The sequence below is a fragment of the Comamonas sp. CMM03 genome (assembly GCF_019218715.1).
Lineage (GTDB): Bacteria > Pseudomonadota > Gammaproteobacteria > Burkholderiales > Burkholderiaceae_C > Comamonas > Comamonas terrigena.
The window spans coordinates 872,760-891,215 of the sequence record NZ_JAHUXB010000001.1 but is presented as its reverse complement, the minus strand read 5'-3'; the positions used below and the strand labels follow the sequence as shown (position 1 = coordinate 891,215).

The 18,456-nt window shown below is 65.5% G+C and carries 14 protein-coding genes; 4 read left to right on the top strand and 10 right to left on the bottom strand.

All coding sequences use genetic code 11. From position 1 onward, the window contains the following. The first annotated feature begins 264 nt into the window (after positions 1-264). A complete protein-coding gene (locus KW830_RS03995; protein ID WP_218332212.1) occupies positions 265-3,399 on the top strand; it encodes a bifunctional diguanylate cyclase/phosphodiesterase in 3,135 nt (1,044 codons plus the stop codon). A 359-nt stretch (positions 3,400-3,758) separates the two neighbouring features. On the opposite strand, the gene KW830_RS03990 is transcribed toward KW830_RS03995, so the two are convergent. After that, positions 3,759-5,723 carry a propionate--CoA ligase gene (locus KW830_RS03990; RefSeq protein WP_083520178.1) on the bottom strand — a complete coding sequence of 655 codons (1,965 nt, stop codon included), beginning with the start codon at positions 5,721-5,723 and terminating at the stop codon, positions 3,759-3,761. Positions 5,724-6,013: 290 nt separating this feature from the next. Continuing rightward, a complete protein-coding gene (locus KW830_RS03985) occupies positions 6,014-6,625 on the bottom strand; it encodes an isochorismatase family protein (RefSeq protein ID WP_066532077.1) in 612 nt (203 codons plus the stop codon). A gap of 272 nt (positions 6,626-6,897) precedes the next feature. Here KW830_RS03985 and KW830_RS03980 point away from each other — a divergent pair, with 272 nt between their 5' ends. Beyond that, on the top strand, positions 6,898-7,470 hold the full coding sequence (locus tag KW830_RS03980; protein ID WP_066532079.1) for a C40 family peptidase: 573 nt from the start codon (positions 6,898-6,900) through the stop codon (positions 7,468-7,470). Positions 7,471-7,531: 61 nt separating this feature from the next. Here KW830_RS03980 and KW830_RS03975 read toward each other — a convergent pair whose 3' ends face one another. From KW830_RS03975 to KW830_RS03945, 7 genes are all read right to left on the bottom strand, one after another. Then, positions 7,532-8,920: a sensor domain-containing diguanylate cyclase gene (locus KW830_RS03975; protein ID WP_083520179.1), complete on the bottom strand. Its 1,389-nt coding sequence runs from the start codon at positions 8,918-8,920 to the stop codon at positions 7,532-7,534. A 162-nt stretch (positions 8,921-9,082) separates the two neighbouring features. Next, on the bottom strand, positions 9,083-9,724 hold the full coding sequence (locus tag KW830_RS03970) for a bifunctional 4-hydroxy-2-oxoglutarate aldolase/2-dehydro-3-deoxy-phosphogluconate aldolase (RefSeq protein WP_066532082.1): 642 nt from the start codon (positions 9,722-9,724) through the stop codon (positions 9,083-9,085). Beyond that, entirely contained in the window at positions 9,706-11,535 is a 1,830-nt protein-coding gene (gene edd, locus KW830_RS03965) for a phosphogluconate dehydratase (RefSeq protein ID WP_218332211.1), read from the bottom strand. Before edd ends, KW830_RS03970 begins: the two co-directional genes overlap by 19 nt. 97 nt (positions 11,536-11,632) lie before the next feature. Continuing rightward, positions 11,633-12,652, bottom strand: coding sequence for a TRAP transporter substrate-binding protein (locus KW830_RS03960; RefSeq protein WP_066533298.1), 1,020 nt, complete (start codon positions 12,650-12,652; stop codon positions 11,633-11,635). A gap of 48 nt (positions 12,653-12,700) precedes the next feature. Beyond that, the gene (locus KW830_RS03955) at positions 12,701-13,981 is read right to left on the bottom strand and encodes a TRAP transporter large permease (protein WP_218332210.1); all 1,281 of its coding nucleotides are present in this window, start codon (positions 13,979-13,981) and stop codon (positions 12,701-12,703) included. Between the two features lie 12 nt (positions 13,982-13,993). Next, complete coding sequence (locus KW830_RS03950; protein WP_218332209.1) at positions 13,994-14,500, bottom strand: TRAP transporter small permease; 507 nt, start codon at positions 14,498-14,500, stop codon at positions 13,994-13,996. Between the two features lie 30 nt (positions 14,501-14,530). Continuing rightward, positions 14,531-15,094 carry a gluconokinase gene (locus tag KW830_RS03945; RefSeq protein WP_218332208.1) on the bottom strand — a complete coding sequence of 188 codons (564 nt, stop codon included), beginning with the start codon at positions 15,092-15,094 and terminating at the stop codon, positions 14,531-14,533. A 153-nt stretch (positions 15,095-15,247) separates the two neighbouring features. Between KW830_RS03945 and KW830_RS03940 the strand changes: the two genes are divergently transcribed. Further along, positions 15,248-16,366, top strand: a complete 1,119-nt coding sequence (locus tag KW830_RS03940) for a LacI family DNA-binding transcriptional regulator (RefSeq protein WP_218332207.1) — start codon at positions 15,248-15,250, stop codon at positions 16,364-16,366. 118 nt (positions 16,367-16,484) lie between these two features. Here the strand turns inward: KW830_RS03940 and KW830_RS03935 are convergent, their stop codons facing one another. Next, positions 16,485-17,375 carry a LysR family transcriptional regulator gene (locus KW830_RS03935; protein ID WP_218332206.1) on the bottom strand — a complete coding sequence of 297 codons (891 nt, stop codon included), beginning with the start codon at positions 17,373-17,375 and terminating at the stop codon, positions 16,485-16,487. 104 nt (positions 17,376-17,479) lie between these two features. Between KW830_RS03935 and KW830_RS03930 the strand changes: the two genes are divergently transcribed. After that, entirely contained in the window at positions 17,480-18,454 is a 975-nt protein-coding gene (locus KW830_RS03930) for a tripartite tricarboxylate transporter substrate binding protein (protein WP_066532103.1), read from the top strand. The last annotated feature ends 2 nt before the right edge of the window (positions 18,455-18,456 follow it).

Genomic DNA, 18,456 nt, shown 5'->3' with positions numbered 1-18,456 from the left:
TGCCGGGGCAGTAAAGCCCGGATTGTAGGCTGCGCACCACAGCCCAGGCACCAAGCAGCTGCCTGCAGCGCACTACATTTGGTTACCTGGGGCAAGCCCCGAGGGAAACCCCACCCAGATCAATGCATGATCGCGCGTCCACACCTACAGTCGCCCGCGTGACGCCCCAGGCGGCACACCACACAGAACGACAAGGCGAATGATGCAGCAGAGGGAAGAAGGCGCGATGTACACCTGCGCGCGAACCACGCGGAAGACCCATCCATGAGCGCTTCCGACCGCAATCCACAACCCGTCCCCGCTGCCGCCGCGCGCGGAGCCTCTGCGCTGTGGACTGCCCGCGCGCTCTGGTCGCTGGCCATGGTGGCCGCCCTGCTTATCCCCTGGCTCTGGCATCTGCTGGGCCTGCCTTCCAGCCTGGGCCAAGTACTGCGTCTGCCCGCGCTGGACTGGTTGCACCTGTCCTGGCTGACGTCGCTGACACTGATGGTGTTGGCCGCCCGGCGCCTGCTGCCGGCCGCCGCTGCCCACGCCCAGCATGGCGATGCGCATGCCACCCGCATGGATGCCCTGTCGGCGGCCTACCGCATGCTGCCCGACCCGGCAGGCATCACCCGGGTGATGGACGGCCGTTTTCTGGACGTGAACCCCGCCTTCTGCCAGATGATGGGCATGCCCTGGGAACAGGTGATTGGCCGCACCAACTACGAACTGGAAATCTACGCCACCGCCCAGGAACGCCCGCGCCTGCTGGAGCACCTGAACCGCCACGGCAGCGTGGACCGCATGCCCATCTGCGTGCAAAGCGTGGCGCTGGGACGCACCGTGACCGGCCTGATCTCGGCCCGCATCCTGCCTATTGCCGGCGAAGACTGCATGATGTTTGTCTTCCGCGACACCAGCGAGGAAAAACGCACCCACGAAGAGCTGCATGCCGTCAACGGTCTGCTGCAGCAGGCGGGCCACCTGGCGCAGCTGGGCGTCTGGGAAGACACCAAGGGCTCGGGCCTGGTCTACTGGTCCGAGGTCTGCTACGACATCCATGGACTGCCCCGCAACGCGCCGCTGCCGCGGGAGTACATCAACACCTTTGTGGCGCCCGCCTGGCGCGGGCTGATGCGCGACAAGATCAAGCACTGCCTGCGCACCAAGAGCGACTGGAGCGCCGAGATCGAAATCATCCGTGCCGACGGCCGCATGGCCTGGATGCGTTCGCGCGGCGAGGTGATCCTGGACGCCCAGGGCCAAGTCACCGGCCTGCGTGGCGTGATGCAGGACATCGACGGCGCCAAGCGCATCCAGGAAAGCCTGCGCCAGTCCGAAGTGCGCTTCGAGCGCATCTTCGAGCTGGTCTCCACCCCCATGGCCCTGGCCCAGTGCCATGACGGCAGCTTCAAGACCATCAACACCGCCTGGGAAGACCTGTTCGGCTACACGCGCTACGAATGCATGGGCAAGAACGCCGAATCGCTGGGCCTGCTGCCCCCCGGGCGCTGGAAAGAGATGCCCCATGGCGACGCCGCCCACCAGGAAGCGCGCCTCACGGCCCGTGACGGCCGCCCGTTGACGGTGCTGTATTCGCTGCGCCGCACCCATTTCTTCGACGGCGACTGCTGGCTGGTGTCGGTGCTGGACATCACCGACCGCAAGGCCGAGGAAGAGCGCCTGCGCGAGAGCGAGGCCCTGATTGCGCTGACGCTGTCCGCCGCCGCACTGGGCCGCTGGGACTGGAACCTGGCCACCGGCATGATCTCGGGCGACACCCAGTGGCGGCGTCTGAACGGCATCGAACCCGACCACACGCCCACCGCCCTGGGCGAACGCATGGACCGGCACTGGACCGAACTGCTGGCCACCAGCGACATTCCCAGCATCAATGCCGAGCTGCTGCGCCACATTGAAGAACCGGGGGATGCGCCGTTTGACGCCACTTGGCGCACCTCCGAGACCGAATCCGGCCGCTGGCTGCGCAGCGTGGGCAAGATCGTCGATGTGGACGGCCATGGCCGCCCCGTGCGCATGCTGGGCGTGACCCAGGACGTGACCCACCAGCGCGAACAAACCCATGTGCTGGAGCAGATGGCCCATTTCGACGCCCTGACCGGTCTGGCCAACCGCCTGCACCTGACGGCGCGCCTGAAAGACAGCACCCGCATTGCCCGCCATGACGCCGGCCAGCTGGGCGTGGTCTATATCGACCTGGACGGCTTCAAGCCCATCAACGACCGGCTGGGCCACGATGTGGGCGACCTGCTGCTGGTGCAAGTGGCCAAGCGCCTCAAAAGCGCGCTGCGCTCCCAGGACTGTGTGGCCCGCCTGGGTGGGGATGAATTCGTCATCCTGCTCAACGGGCTGGAAAGCCGATCGCACTGCGAAGCCCTGCTGGAACGCATCATGCAGCGCCTGGCGGCCCCCTACATTCTGGGCGCGGACACGGCCCGCATCACGGCCAGCATGGGCTACACCCTCTATCCCGAGGACGATGCCGACGAAGACACGCTGCTGCGCCATGCCGACCAGGCCATGTACCAGGCCAAGCAATCGGGGCGCAACTGCGTGCGTGCCTTCGACTCCGTCACCGAACGCCAGATGCGCGCCCAGCAGGCCGATACCTTGCGCGTGCGCGAAGGGTTGGAGCGCGGCGAATTCACACTCTATCTGCAACCCAAGGTGGACATGGTGCGCAACCGCCTGGTGGGCGTGGAAGGACTGGCACGCTGGAACCACCCCACACGGGGCGTGCTGGCCCCCGGCGCCTTCTTGCCGCTGGTGGAAGGCTCTCCGCTGGACATCCCCTTTGGCGAATGGGCCGTGCGCGAGGCCATCCAGACCATTGCCCAGTTGCGCGCCCAGGGCCTGGAAGTGCCGGTCAGCGTCAACATCTCGGCAGGCCATCTGCAGCAGCCCGGGTTCGCGCACTGGCTGATCACCGAGCTGACCCTGCACCCGGAAGTTCCGGCCCGCCTGCTGGACCTGGAAATCACCGAAAGCGCGGCCTTGCAGGACATCACCCACGTGGCCAAGGAGCTGGAACAGCTGCGCGCCGTGGGCATCACCGTCTCGCTGGACGACTTTGGCACCGGCTACTGCTCGCTGACTTATCTGCGCCAGTTGCCGCTGGACACGCTCAAGATCGACCAGAGCTTTGTGCGCGACATGCTGGACGACCAGAGCAACCGCACCATCATCCAGGGCGTGGCCGGTCTGGCCGCCTCGTTCGGCTACCAGGTGATAGCCGAAGGCGTGGAAACACGGGAGCAAAGCCAGCTGCTGCAGACGATTGGCTGCGCGGTCGGCCAGGGCTACTTCTTTGCCCGCCCCATGCCGGCGGCACAGCTGCCGCAATGGCATGCGCTATGGCAGGCCAGCGCCATGGCGGCTGACACGCTGCCCGCCTGAAGCACCAGCCCCGCCTTCCTGCGCTCCCACGCGCCGAGGCCCGCCGCAGCCATTGCAGTGGCGCATGGACCGGCAAGCGGTGGCAAGACTGCGCTGCAACCGCAATTGAGAATGGCATCGTGCGCCTGCATACTGCAGAGTGGATGGCCGGCGCGCTTCCCCCACGCACAACGCGCTACGCTGGCGCCATGGACGCCAGCGGCCCCCAGCTCTCCCAGGCCGTGCCCTTTGCACGCCTGCCGGCAGAGTCCACGCACACCGCCAGCAGGTGAAGCGCGATGCGCCGGGACAAAAAAGCCCCGGGCGCAGTGCCCGGGGCTGGCAAGGCATCGCAGGCAACGCCAGAGCGCAAGCGGACTTCAGCCCTGCAGGACCAGTTCCTTGACCTGCTGCAGTGCGCCCGGGTCTTCCATGGTGGTCAGATCGCCCGGGTCGCGATTTTCGGCCACGGCCTGCAGCGCGCGGCGCAGCAGCTTGCCGCTGCGCGTCTTGGGCAAGGTGGTGACAAACAACACGCGCGACGGGCGGGCCACGGCCCCCAGCTGGCCGTCCACCTGCTTCATCACCTCGGCTTCCAGCTTGCTGCGCTGCTCAGCGGTTTCCACGCTGCGCGGGTCGCGCACCACGGCAAAGGCCATGGCAGCCTGACCCTTGAGCTTGTCGGCCACCCCCACCACGGCCACTTCGGCGATCGCCGGATGGCCGGAGATGCTCTCCTCGATCTCCCGGGTGCCCAGGCGGTGCCCGGCCACATTGATCACGTCATCGGTGCGCCCCAGAATGAAGTAATAGCCGTCGGCATCGCGGATCCCCCAGTCGAAGGTGCTGTAGACCATGCGGCCGGGAATGCTCTTCCAGTAGGTGTTCACAAAGCGCTCGTCGTCGCCCCACACGGTCTGCAGGCAGCCCGGCGGCAGCGGGCCTTCGATGGCCAGCACGCCCTTTTCGTTGGCACCGGTCAGCTCCTGGCCCGTGGCCTCATCGATCAGCTTGACGTTGTAGCCGTACACCGCCTTGCCGGGGCTGCCAAAGCGGCTGGCCTGCTTTTCCACGCCGTTGCACAGCGTCATGATGGGCCAGCCGGTCTCGGTCTGCCAGTAATTGTCCACAATGGGCACGCCGATGGCACTGCTGATCCACTGTGCCGTGGGCTCGTCCAGCGGCTCGCCGGCCAGCCACAGCGCCTGCAGGCTGGACAGGTCGTACTTGGTCAGGAAGGAAGGATCCTGCTTCTTGAGCACCCGGATGGCCGTGGGCGCCGAGAACATGTGCGTGACCTTGTACTTCTCGACAATGCTCCACCAGATACCGGCGTCCGGGCGCACCGGCAGGCCTTCGTACAGCACCGTGGCCATGCCGGCAATCAGCGGGGCGTAGATGATGTAGCTGTGCCCCACCACCCAGCCGATGTCGCTGGTGCAGAAATAGGTATCGCCCGGCTTGCCATGGAAGATGTGGTCCATGCTGGACGCCAGGGCCACGGTGTAGCCGCCGGTGTCGCGCTGCACCCCCTTGGGCTTGCCGGTGGTGCCGCTGGTGTACAGGATGTAGCTGGGGTCGGTGGACTGCACCCAGGTGCAGGGAACCTGGGCATCCAGGTGCAAGGCACGCAGCGCGGCCCAGTCGTGGTCGCGGCCGGCCTGCATCTGCATGGGGGCCAGACCGCGGTTGACCATCAGCACGGCGCCGGGCTTGTGGCTGCTCAGCTGCAGCGCCTCGTCCAGCAGCGGCTTGTAGGCCACCACACGGCCGCCGCGCGAACCGGCATCGGTGCTGACAATGACCTTGGGCTGGGCGTCGTCAATGCGCGAGGCCAGGGAACCCGAGGCAAAGCCGCCGAACACCACCGAGTGGATGGCCCCCAGGCGCACGCTGGCCAGCATGGCAAACACGGCCTCGGCCACCATGGGCATGTAGATCTGTACGCGGTCGCCCTTTTGCACGCCGAACGACTGCAGCACCGCCGCCATGCGCTGCACCTCGGCATGCAGTTCGCCATAGGTGTAGGTGCGCTCGGTATCGGTTTCGGTGGAAATGGCAATCAGCGCGGGCTGGTCCTGGAGCGCCGGAAGATGGCGGTCCAGCGCGTTGTGGCACAGATTGGTCACGCCATCGGGAAACCAGCGCGCAAACGGCGGGTTGCTGTAGTCCACCACTTCGGTGGGGGCAATTTTCCAGTCCACCAGCTTGGCCTGTTCGGCCCAGAAGGCATTGCGCTCGGAGTCGGAAATCGAGCGGGCGTGGAAATCTGCAAACGTGGTCATGGTTGTTGTCTCCTGCTTCGGATGCCGCCTGCACCAGGCGACCTGTAGTTCTGCATTCATAATTATGAGAACCCCCTCTTGCAGCCAACTGACACGCCCACCGATAGGCGCAGAAAGCCACCACCGCAGCGAATCCAGCGCGGCCCCCTGTCCGCTCCCCGCTTCCCCTGTTACTTCAGCCGGGGATAGGAGACGATCCACCATGGGTGGTCCGCGCCCCAAAACCGTACAGCCTCGGCGGCTTGCGATGCGCCCATCACCACGGACATAAAAAAACCGCCCCTCGGGGCGGTCTGGTGTGCAGGCAGCGGCGGCACCGCCGGGTCTTGGCGACTGCCCTGCGATGGGTCTTACTTGACCAGCGCCAGCATGTCCTTGAACGCCGGGTGCTCGCAGCTGCGCAGCCACTCGAATGCCACCATCTCTGTGGTCACCAGTTCGGCGCCAGCACCGGCCAAGCGGTCAAAGGCGGCATCGCGGTTGCGCTCGGTGCGCGAGCTGCAGGCATCGGTCACCACCCACACATCCATTTCTTCTTCCAGCAGCTCCAATGCGGTCTGCATCAGACAGACATGGGCTTCGCAGCCGGCGATGACAATGGTGCTGCGCTCCATCTCCGGCTGTGTCTGGACCGGCTTTTGCAGGTGCTTGGGCAGGCTGCGCGCATTGCGGCCTTGCTGGGGCTTGACGGGCGGGCGCAGCCAGTCAAGCAGGCCATCAGGCACGGCGCTGAAACTCATCTTCTGCAGCGTACGGTCGCACAGCTCCCGCACGGCAGGCACATTGCCGCCCAGGCGGCTGGGGTTTTGTTCGGTGCCGAACACCGGCACCTCCATCAGCCGTGCCAGCTGGGCCAGGCGCACGGCGTTGGCGGTGACCAGGGCGTGCTCGTGGATCACGGGCATCAGCTTCTCCTGGTAGTCCACCAGCACCAGTTGGCAGTCGTCGGCATCAAGCAGCATGGTTCTTCCTTCTTTCACTCTCTATATAGGTATGCGTATGAAGCGCTCTAGCGCTTCAGCGATGGCCCGATTGTCGCAGCTCGCCGCGCAGCGCTGCTGCAGGCGTCCCCTCCGCCGTATTCCCATGCAGATTTTGCGGGCATGCAGATTGCTTATCCCCACTGAATTTCGTGTCGATTCCAGCTTGTTTCATATCAAAAACAGATGTGCAGGCGTCGAATCATGACTTTTATGCCTGTTGGCATGCAACATTCGTGTTACCCTCTGCCCCCATGTCCAAGTGGTTGCCTGTCCTCCTACTCGCCTGTGCCGGTGTCGGCGCACACGCCGCCCCTGCCTCAGACAGTGCCAGTTCCGATGAACTGGGCCGTTTTATGTCGCAGCGCGGCTTTGTGTCGCAGATCCAGAACGCCGGCCACCAGGTCGCGGACAAGACCAGCCAGCTGCTGACCACCGCCATGGGCTTGATCGGTGTGCCTTACCGCCGTGGCGGCACCTCGGAAGACACCGGCTTCGATTGCAGCGGCTTTGTCCGTGCCATCTACCAGAAGACAGCCGGTCTGACCCTGCCCCGTCGCTCCGACGAACAGGCCGCCGCCACCGCCACCATCAAGAAACAAGACCTGAAGCCGGGCGATCTGGTGTTCTTCAACACCATGCGCCGCGCATTCAGCCATGTGGGCATCTACGTGGGCGAAGGTAAATTCATCCACGCTCCCCGCACCGGTGCATCGGTGCGCGTCGAAAGCATGGAAAGCAAGTACTGGGCAACCCGCTTCAACGGTGCCCGCCGCGTGGAAACGCAAGACAGCAACGCCGTCGCAGCCCTGGCACCGCAAAGCTGATCCGTACAGGCAGTCTGCCCGTCAGGCCTTCCCAAGAAAAAGGAGCTTCAAGCTCCTTTTTTCATGTCTGCAGCACGGGGCTGTGCGGCTGCGTACCCCTGTCCGTTGCAAGCCAGCGACCTGTACTCAACGTGTGCAGGTCTCTTCGGGCTGCACCGGAGGTGTCACGGGCTTCAGCCCCCCCGCCCTGCGCGGCCATTGTGACCCGATTGCGGCCGCGCTCCTTGGACGCATACAGCGCCGCATCAATGCGCTGCAGCAGGGACTCTTCCGCCTCGCCCAGCTGCCAGACCCCAACCCCCAGGGAAATGCTGCAATGCCCCGCATTCGGCACCGAGTACCCCTGGACGGAGCTCCGTATACGTTCGGCCAGCTCCTGCGCCATCTCCAGCGTCACATCCGGCAGGATCACCAGAAACTCCTCCCCGCCCCAGCGCACCACATAGTCCGTGCTGCGCACCGACTGCAGCAGCACCGCTGCCACACTTTTCAGCACCAGGTCGCCGGTGCGATGGCCCCAGCTGTCATTGATGCGCTTGAAATGGTCCAGGTCGCCCAGAATCACGCCAAAGCCCTGACCGGACGCCAGTGCATGCATCTGGCAATGCTGCAGTTCATACTCACCGGCATGCCGGTTCAGCAAGCCCGTCAGCTTGTCGCGTGAGGCCTGCTCGCGCAAAACCGTCTCGCGCTGCACCTGCGGCGTGATGTCTTTGGAAACCCCTACATAGTGGCTGATCTTGCCTGCGCTGTTGTGCAAGGCGGCAATGCTCTGCTCGGCGTAGTACAGGCTGCCGTTCTTGTGGCGGTTGATGAAGGTGCCGCGAAAACCCTCACCCCGCAGCAGGCAGGCTTGCAGCGCTTCATAAAACCCCGGCTCGTGCATGCCCGAGCGCAGCAGCATGGGGCTTTGCCCCAGCAGCTCGCTGCGGGCATAGCCCGTCAAGGCCTCGCAGGCCTGGTTCGCGTACACGATGGTCCATGTATCATCGGTGATCAGGATGGCGTCGTTCGATGCATTCAAGGCCTGCGCCAGCAGATTGCGCTCTTGGTCCGCCTGCACCCGCTCCGAGACATCGCGCTGTACCGAGACAAAATAGCGGATCTCTCCGGCCCCATCGCGTACCGGCGAGATGTTCCACTCCAGATGGTAGGCCTCGCCGTTCTTGCGGTAGTTGATAGCGGCCCCTTCGAAGAACAGGCCCTGCTCCAGGCAATGGCGCAGCCTGTCCAGCACCGCCCGGTCGGTCGCCGGCCCTTGCAGCATGCGCGGGGACTGGCCCAGCAGCTCAGCCTCGGAATACCCCGTCATCGCGCACAGCGCCGCATTGCAGTACACGATCACAGGTCCGCCGCCGCCGCGTTCGGCATTGGTGATCATGACGGCGTTGAACGACTGCTCCAGGGCCACTTGCAGCAGGTCGCTTTTGAAGGCGGGGAAAGTGTGCATACATCAATCACCAGACAGCTGTTGCCCAACCGGGCAGCACACTGTAAGCGCAATCCCACGCCTTGGCGATCTTTATAGCGACCGGCTGCTGCCGTCTCTGTGCAGGCGGGCGCTGCCAAGGCGCGGACAGGCAGCTCGGGCAGCTCGGGCAGCGCGGGTCGCTCAGACAGCGCGCAGAGCCACCGCCTCGCGGGCCAGCGCAGTGATGCGACTCCAGTCGCCCTGCTCCATCGCCTCCACCGGCACCAGCCAGGAGCCGCCGACGCAGACCACGTTCTTCAGTGCAAGAAACTCCCGTGCATTGCCCTGCGAAATACCGCCCGTGGGGCAAAAACGCACATCGCCAAACGGCCCCTGCCAGGCTTTGAGCATGGCCGAGCCACCTGCCTGCACGGCGGGGAAGAATTTCAGTTCGTTGAAACCATCGGCCTGGGCGGCCATGATTTCGCCGCTGGTGGCCACTCCGGGCAACAGCGGCAGCCGGAGCTCCTGGCAGGCCCGGCCCAGCGCACTGGTATAGCCCGGACTGACCGCAAAACGCGCACCCGCATTCGCACAGGCCTGCGCATCGCCCGCGCTGCGCACTGTGCCGGCGCCCACAATGGCCTCCGGCACCGCACGCGCAATCGCCTCGATGCAGGACAGGCCCTGGGGCGTGCGCAATGTGACTTCCAGCACACGCACCCCGCCCGCGACCAGGGCCTGGGCCATGGGTACGGCATGGGCCGGGTCGTTCAGCACGATGACCGGAATGACAGGGCCATCCTGCATCAGCTCCAAGGCGGTCAGTCGTTGTTGATCCATGTGCAGGCTCCCTCTTCTGCGCTGAGCGCATGGCGCCGGAATCCGGCAAACAGCTCACGGCCGAATCCCCGGCCATTGGCCTGCCGCAATGCCGGCGGCAGGGTGGCAGCGGTGCGCTGCTGCCATTGTTCTTCGCTCACCAGCACGGCCAGCGTGCCGGCCACTGCGTCCAGGCGCACCAGATCGCCGTCACGCAGGCGTGCCAGCGGACCGCCCACACAGGCTTCGGGTGAGACATGGATGGCAGCGGGCACCTTGCCCGATGCGCCGCTCATGCGGCCGTCGGTCACCAGGGCCACCTGGTAGCCCTTGCCCTGGAGCACGGCCAGCGGTGGCGTGAGCTTGTGCAGCTCGGGCATGCCGTTGGCGCGCGGCCCCTGCCAGCGCACCACGCAGACCACGTCGCGGTCCAGCTCGCCGGCCTTGAAGGCCTGCTGCAAATCGTCCTGTGAATCGAACACGCGTGCAGGCGCCTCGATCACATGGCGGTCCTCCGGCACGGCGCTGACCTTGATCACGCTACGCCCCAGGTTGCCGGACAGCAGCTTCAAGCCGCCGGTGGCACTGAACGGTGCACTGGCGGGACGCAGCACGGACAGGTCACCGGACACGGCGGCCTCGTGCCATGCCAGCTGCCCGGCCTGCACGGTGGGAATGCAGGCAAACGCCTTCAGGCCCGGCCCGCGCACGGTCAGCACATCGCCATGCATCAGCCCGGCCTGGAGCAGCTGACCAATCACATAGCCCGGCCCACCTGCGGCCTGGAACTGGTTCACATCGGCGCTGCCATTGGGATAGACGCGCGCCAGCAGCGGCACGACCGCCGACAGGTCGGAAAAATCGTCCCAGTCGATGGTGATGCCCGCCGCACGCGCCACCGCCACCCAGTGGATCAGGTGGTTGGTCGACCCGCCCGTGGCCAGCAGGGCCACCATGGCATTGACGATGCAGCGCTCGTCCACCACATGGCCGATGGGTGCAAAGCGCCGGTTCTTGGTGATGTCCAGCACCGTACGCATGGCTTCGCGGGTGAGCAGTTCACGCTGGTCATCGCCTGGGTTGATGAAGGCCGTGCCCGGCACATGCAGCCCCATGGCTTCCAGCAGCATCTGATTGCTGTTGGCGGTACCGTAGAAGGTGCAGGTACCCTCGCCGTGGTAGGCAGCCGATTCGGCAGCCAGCAACTCTTTGCGACCCACCAGGCCCTGGGCCGCCTGCTCCCGCACCTTGGCCTTGTCGCCATTGGACAGGCCTGATGTCATGGGACCCGCCGGCACGAAAACCGTCGGCAGGTGGCCAAAATGCAGGGCGCCGATCAACAGCCCCGGCACGATCTTGTCGCAGACACCCAGCATTAGCGCCGCATCGAACACATCGTGGGACAGCGCGATGGCCGCGCCCATGGCAATGGCATCCCGGCTGAACAGACTCAGCTCCATGCCCGGTGCCCCCTGGGTCACGCCATCGCACATCGCGGGCACGCCGCCCGCCACCTGGGCCGTGGCACCCAGTCTGCGGGCCTCGTCCTTAAGGACCTCCGGATAATGTGCCAGCGGCGCATGGGCCGACAGCACGTCGTTGTAGGCCGTGACGATGGCGACGTTGGGCGCCTTTTCCTCCACGATGCGGATGCGGTCACGGCCGGGAATGCCGGCAAAGGCATGGGCCACATTGGCACAGCCCATGGATTGGGCGCCTGGCGGCCTGGCGGCCATGGCGTCCACCTGTTCAAGGTAGGCGGCGCGCGACGCGGCGCTGCGCGCACGGATGCGGCGCGTGACCTGGTCGACGATGGGGTGGATAGTGCTCATGCGTGGTTCCTGCGATGCGCTCGGTGGCGCCTCTTCTCTGGTTCATGGGGCGTCCAGGACACGGCCCCCTGCCGTGTCCCGGAACACCCGGTGCGCCTTACTTGGCGGCGCGTGCCTGCTTGACGGCAGCCTGCACCTCGTCCCAGGTGCCTTGGCCCACGGTCTTGGCGATACCGGTGTTCACCGCCGTGAGCTTGTCGCGCATGCGGCCGGCTTCCGCTGCAGGCAGTTCGTTGACCTGCATGCCCTTGGCCTTGATGTCCGCCAGGGCCTTGGCCGCCTCCTCGCGGGTGTCCTTGCGCTCGAACTCGCGGCTCTTGATGGCCGCGTCCTGCAGCACCTTCTTTTCGGCGGCGCTCAGGGTGTCCCACCACTTCTTGCTGACAGTGACGATCCAGGGGCTGTAGACGTGGTTGGAGACCGTCAGGTACTTCTGCACTTCGTAGAACTTGCTGGACAGCACGGTGTTGAACGGATTTTCCTGGCCGTCAACGGCTTTGGTTTCCAGCGCCGTGAACAGCTCGGAGAACGGCAGCGGCACGGCATTGGCGCCCAGTGCTTTGAAGCTGTCGAGGAACACATTGTTCTGCATCACACGCAGCTTGACGTCGGCCAGGTCTTCCAGCTTGGCAATCGGGCGCTTGTTGTTGGTGAGATTGCGGAAACCGTTCTCCCAGTACACCAGGCCCACCATGCCCTTAGGCTCCAGCGTGGCCTTGACCTTTTCGCCCACCGGACCGTCGAGCACCACGTCAGCCTCCTTGGCGTTGCTGAACAGGAAAGGCGTGTCCCACACCGCCATCTCCGGCGACAGACCGACCAGCGTGGCCGTGGAGCCGACCATCATCTCCTGCGCCCCGCCGATCAGCGCCTGCTGCATCTGCGTGTCCGAGCCCAGCGAGGCATTGCCGATCGCCCGCACCTTCATCTTGCCACCCGTTGCTTTCTCCACCTCCTTGGCGAAGAAGCGCACGGCGCGCCCCTGGTTGGAATCATCGACCAGGCCATAGCCGAAGCGCACGATGCGCGGCTTGAAGTCCTGGGCCAGGGCCTGGCCGGTAGCGGCCAGCGTGGTGACAGCGGCCATCAGGCTGGCCAGTGCAAACGGAATACGCATGTTCATCTCCTTGGGTTATAGGTCGTTGGTGACACGGGAAAGACGTCGTCAATGCATCCAGCGCAACGGGGCCAGGATGATTTGGGGGAAAAGCACAAAAAGCACGGCCAGCAGCACGTAGACCATCAGGAACGGGTTGGTGCCTTTGATCACGGTCTCCATGCGCAACCGGCCCACACCCGCAACCACGTTCTGCACCGTGCCCACGGGCGGGGTGATCAGGCCGATACAGCCCACGTAGATGAACATGAAGCCGAAGTAGATGGGATCGATTCCGGCCTTGACCGCCAGCGGCGCACAGACGGGGCCGAAGATCAGGATGGTCGGCGTCAGGTCCATGGCGGTGCCCACCACCAGCAGGAACAGCATCATGGTGGCCATGAACAGCACCGGATTGCCCAGCAGGCCGGAGAAACTGTCTGCCAGCATATTGGGCAGGTCCGCCAGCGTGATCATGTAAGCCGTCACCGTGGCCGCGCCGCACAGGAACATCACCACGGCCGTGGTCTTGGCCGCGGCCAGGAAGACGGCGTACAGCCGGCCCCAGGTCATTTCGCGGTAGATCACCATGGACACGAACAGCGCATAGACCGCGGCCACCACGGCCGCTTCGGTGGGGGTGAACACCCCGCCCTTGAGACCACCCAGGATGATGACCGGCATCATCATGGCCCAGAAGCTCTGGGCCAAGGCCTTCAGGCGCAGCCCCCAGGGCATGCGCGGGCCCCGCGACAGGTCATATTTGCGGGCAATGGACCACCAGGCAAAGATCAGGAACAGGCCCATGATCAGACCCGGCACCACCCCGGACAGGAACAGCTTGCTGATCGAGGTGTTGGTGGTCACGCCATAGATCACAAAAGGCATGGACGGCGGGATGATGGGCGCGATGATGCCGCCCGATGCCAGCAGCCCGGCGCTGTAGCTGTCGGGGTACTTCTGGTCCCGCATCATGGGCAGCAGAATGGTGGCCAGCGCGGCGGTGTCGGCGATGGCCGAGCCGCTCATCGAGGCCAGTAACACCGCCGCGCCGATGGCCACATAACCCAGACCACCTCGGATATGGCCCACATAGGCGCGCGCCAGGTCGATGATGCGGCGCGACAGACCGCCCGCATTCATCAACTCGCCCGCCAGGATGAAGAAAGGCACGGCCAGCAGCGGAAAGTTGTCGAAACCGGCCTGCAGATTCTGCGCAAGCAACTGCGAATCGAAGAAATCCAGGTGCCACATCAGCGCCACGCCCGTGAGCACCAGCGCCTGGGCGATCGGCATGCCGATCACCATGCCGCCGATCAGCACCGCCAGAAAGATCAGGGTCACAACCATGGTGTGTACTCCTTACTCGACCGAAGTCTCGGCATGGTTGTCAGCCGGCGCACCGCGGCGCAGGTCGCGCAAGGTCACCACGATCAGGCCCACGGCCAGCACCAGGGTGGCCGCCGCGCCCAGCGCCAGCGGGTAGCCGAGCACCGTGCTGAAACTGTTCAGCCCGGCCTGGACCTGGTCCCAGGAGCCCGACAGCAGCAGGCCCATGCATGCCAGCACCAGCAGCTGCGACAGCCAGAACAGCAGCTTGCGTGCAGCGGGTCCCACGCGCGAGGTCACCAGATCGAAACCCAGGTGACTGCCTTCGAAGGCAGCGACGATGGCACCAATGGCCACCAGCCAGACAAAGAGCAGGCGCGAGATCTCCTCGTACGACACGATGCTGGTGTGAAACACATAGCGCAGCACCACATTGACGAAGACGGCAATGACCATGCCGGCCAGCGCCAGCACCATCAGCGCCTCGGCCAGCCGCTGAAGGCGCGGCTTGGGGCCGGCTGCGGGGGAATCGGTTTGCATGTGGGGTCTCCTGATGTTGTGTTTATGTTGTTAGGTGGTCAGTGCATGGGGCCGGCCCAGCCACGATTGGGTGCGTTGCACGATCTCGGTCAGCGGCAGCGTGGCATCCACGCAGAGCACGGCGCCCTCACCCTCGGGGCGCTCCAGGGTCGCAAACTGGTTGGCCACGAGTTCCGGCGAGAAAAAATGCCCGGAGCGGCCCTGCACACGCTGCAGCGCGGTGTCGTAGCCCAGGTCCAGGAAGACGAAGCCCACCGTACCGCTCGGGCCGGCATCGCGCAGGCGATCACGGTATTTGCGCTTGAGCGCCGAGCAGGTCAGCACCACACCGGGCCCGGGCGTTGCAATGGCCGAGTCCAGCAGGCGCGCCAGCGTGTCCAGCCAGCCGCTGCGGTCTTCGTCGGTCAAGGGCGTGCCGGACTGCATCTTGCGAATGCTTTCCTCGGCGTGGTAGGCATCCCCTTCATGCAGCGTCCAGCCCAGGGCATGCGCCAGCGACTGGCCCACGCTGGACTTGCCGCAGCCGGAGACCCCCATGACGACCAGCGCCTGGGGATTGCGTTCGGGTTTGGTTGTTCGGATAGCGCTATCCATGATCTTGCAAAAAAAACAGGCCAGGGCCTGCCTTGGATTTCGGTGTTTCTCTCGGCCATCTGCGGGTTTACACGCAGCAACCATGGTCTCGGGATGAATTGGTTAGCGCTATCATAACCTTCGCCCGCACAGCCTCCGACCTAGGACAATCCCTTGGCCCGACACCCTCCTCCCGCTTCACAGCCTGCCCCTCCACCCTCTTCTGCCGAGCCTGCGCGCCACCGCGCACCCTCTTCTGCCGAGCCTGCGCGCCACCGCGCACGCTCTTCCCGCGCCAGCGGCCGCGTCACACTCAGCGATGTCGCAGAAGCCGTCGGCGTCAGTCCCATGACGGTCTCGCGCGCACTGCGCGGCGAACGCCGCGTGGACCCCGCTCTGGTCGAGAAAATACGCGCTACCGCCGCGCAGATGGGCTATGTGCCAGACCCGGCAGCCCGCGCACTGGCTTCGCAAAAAAGTGCCCAGGTGCTGGTATTGGTTCCCATGCTGTCCAACACCCTGTTCGTGGACCTGATCGAGGCCGTGCACAAGGAACTGTTCGCTGCGGGCTACCACGCCCTGATCGGCGTGACCCACTACGACCGGGCCGAGGAAGAGCAGCTGTTGCGCACCTACCTGCCCATGCGCCCTGCGGGCCTGCTGCTCACCGGCTTTGACCGCAGCCCCGCCGCACGTGCACTGGTGGCCGCCAGCAAGGTGCCGTGCGTGCACCTGATGGAGTTAGGCGACGGCAGCGGCACGCCCAGCGTCGGGTTCTCACAGGCCGATGCAGGGGCCTCCATCACCCGGCACCTGGTCGAACGCGGCCACAGGCGCATCGCCTTTTGCGCCGGCCAGCTCGATGCCCGTGTGATGCAGCGGGCCACCGGCTACCGCCGTGCATTGCAGGAAGCCGGCCTGTACGACCCTTCTCTGGAACTACTCTGGCCCCGCCCCACGTCGATGGCGCTGGGCGCCGAACTGCTGGACGCCGCGCTGCGGCTGGAGCCCGCCCCTGATGCCCTGTTCTTCTGCAACGATGACATTGCCCAGGGCGCCTTGCTGGAAGCCCTGCGCCGGGGGCTGCAGGTACCGCAGCGCGTCGCCATCACCGGCTTCAATGACCTACCAGGCAGCGACCAGATGGTGCCGCCGCTGACCACCATACGCACGCCGCGCAGCCATATCGGCACCGAAGGCGCACGCATGCTGTTGAAGCTCATACGGGGTGAGCCCGTAGACCCGCCCAGCATGGATCTGGGCTACGAGCTGGTGGTACGGCAAAGCAGTTGAGGCTTAAGGCTCCAGGCTGCACGCCGTGGCTGTGGCTGCCGCCACCACCTGCTGCCCCCCGCACGGGCGCCCACCACCACGCCATTGTCCGACCCCGGCTGCCGGACAGGACGACCGTTCACAGCGCTTGAATCAGGCGCTGCCTCAGTGCGTGCGCCGCATGGCTCAGCACCCGGTCCCGCCGCTGCAGCAGACCCAGGGTACGCCACACGTCGGGCGCGGTCAGTGGCACACCGCAGATGCGCAGATGGTCCTGGCGCAAAGCCAGCTGCGGCACCACCGCCAAGCCCAGGCCGGCCTCCACCAGGGCCAGGGCGCCGGTGACGTGGTTGCATTCGTGCCAGGCCACGGGCTGTTCGGGCAGCCCGGCCATCACCTGGTCCAGCAAAAGCCTGTTGCCGCTGGTGTGGGATACGGAGATCAGCCGCTTTCCGGCCAACTCCGCCCACTCCACCTGGCTGCGATCGGCCCAGGCGTGGTCGCTCGGCGTGGCCAGCACATAGCGCTCGCGCGTCAGGGCCTCGAAGCGCAGCGCAGGCTCCTGACTGCCCGTGAAACTCAGGCCGAAGTCCGCTTCCCCGCGCAACACTGCCTCCACCACCTGCTGCGCGCTTTCGTCCACCACGCGCACCTGCACATCGGGCTGCTCCTGCGCGAAGGCCTGGAGCACGGGGGGCAGCAGACTGGTGGCAGCCGAAGGAATGCAGGCCACCGCCACACGGCCACGGCGCAGCTTCACCTGGTCGTCCAGGCGCTGCACAGCCTCATCCAGCACGGCCAATGCCCGGCGCGCCTCCTGCAGGAACTCCTGACCCACCTCCGTCAGCGCCACATGGCGGGTGGTGCGCTCCAGCAACCGAGCACCCAGCATCGACTCCAGCCGTTCCACACGCCGGCTCAAGGCAGGGGGCGAAAGGTAGAGCGCCTCGGCAGCCAGGCGGAAACTGGCCTTCTCCGCCGTGGTCACGAAGGCGAGCAATTCGCCCATCTCGAATTTAATGCTTTGCATGCAACAGTCCTTCTAAAAGTTGCAATTCACAGAATAACACCCGCTGCATACGATGGCGCCCTTGAAAACGCTGGCACCGGCCGGCATGCAATGGAGACAAAACAATGCAGCAACGCAGACTGATCGCGGGCAGCGCCCTGGCGGCCCTTTTTTCCCTGGCCGTGGGGACCGCACAGGCCCAGGTCTTCCCGCCCAAGAAGCCCGTGACCATGGTGGTCGGGTTCGCCGCCGGCGGCTCCGCCGACATCGCCGCGCGCGTCATCGCCAAGAAACTGGGCGAGAACATCGGCCAGAGTGTGGTGGTGGAGAACAAACCCGGCGCGGGTGGCAACCTGGCACATGCACAGGTCGCCAATGGCCCATCCGACGGCTCGGTACTGCTGTTTGGCTCCATCGGTCCGCTGAGCATCGCCCCGCACTTCATGAAAATCGGTTACGACCCGCTCAAGGACCTGGCCCCCATCACCATGGGCGTGAACTTCCCCAACGTGCTGGTCGTGCCGGCCAGCACGGGCATCAAGACACTGGGCGAATTTGTGGCCAAGGCCAAGCGTGAACCCGGCAAGCTCGACTTCGCCTCCACCGGTCCTGGTTCCGCCTCGCACCTGGCTGGCGAACTGCTCAACGATGTCGCCAAGATCGACACCCTGCACGTGCCCTACAAGGGTGGAGCGCCCGCCCTGCAGGACGTGTTGGGCAGCCGGGTCACCTCCTTCTATGCAGCACCGCCCACCGCCCTGCCGCATATCGAATCCGGCAAGCTGATCCCGCTGGCCACCACGGGGCTCACGCGTCCCGCCTATCTGCCCAACGTGCCTACCGTGGCCGAAAGCTTTCCAGGCTTCAACGCCACCAACTGGTATGCCTTCGTGGCGTCCGCCAAGACCCCCAAGCCCCTGCTGGACCGCTGGAACACCGAACTCGTCAAGGTGCTGAACACCCCCGAAGTACGCGACAACCTGCTCAAGCACGGCCAGACCGCCGCGCCCGGCAGCCGCGAAGAGCTGGGGCAGTTCATCGCCGCCGAGCATGCCAAGTGGGGCCGCATCATCCGCGAGCGAAAAATCACGGCCGACTGATA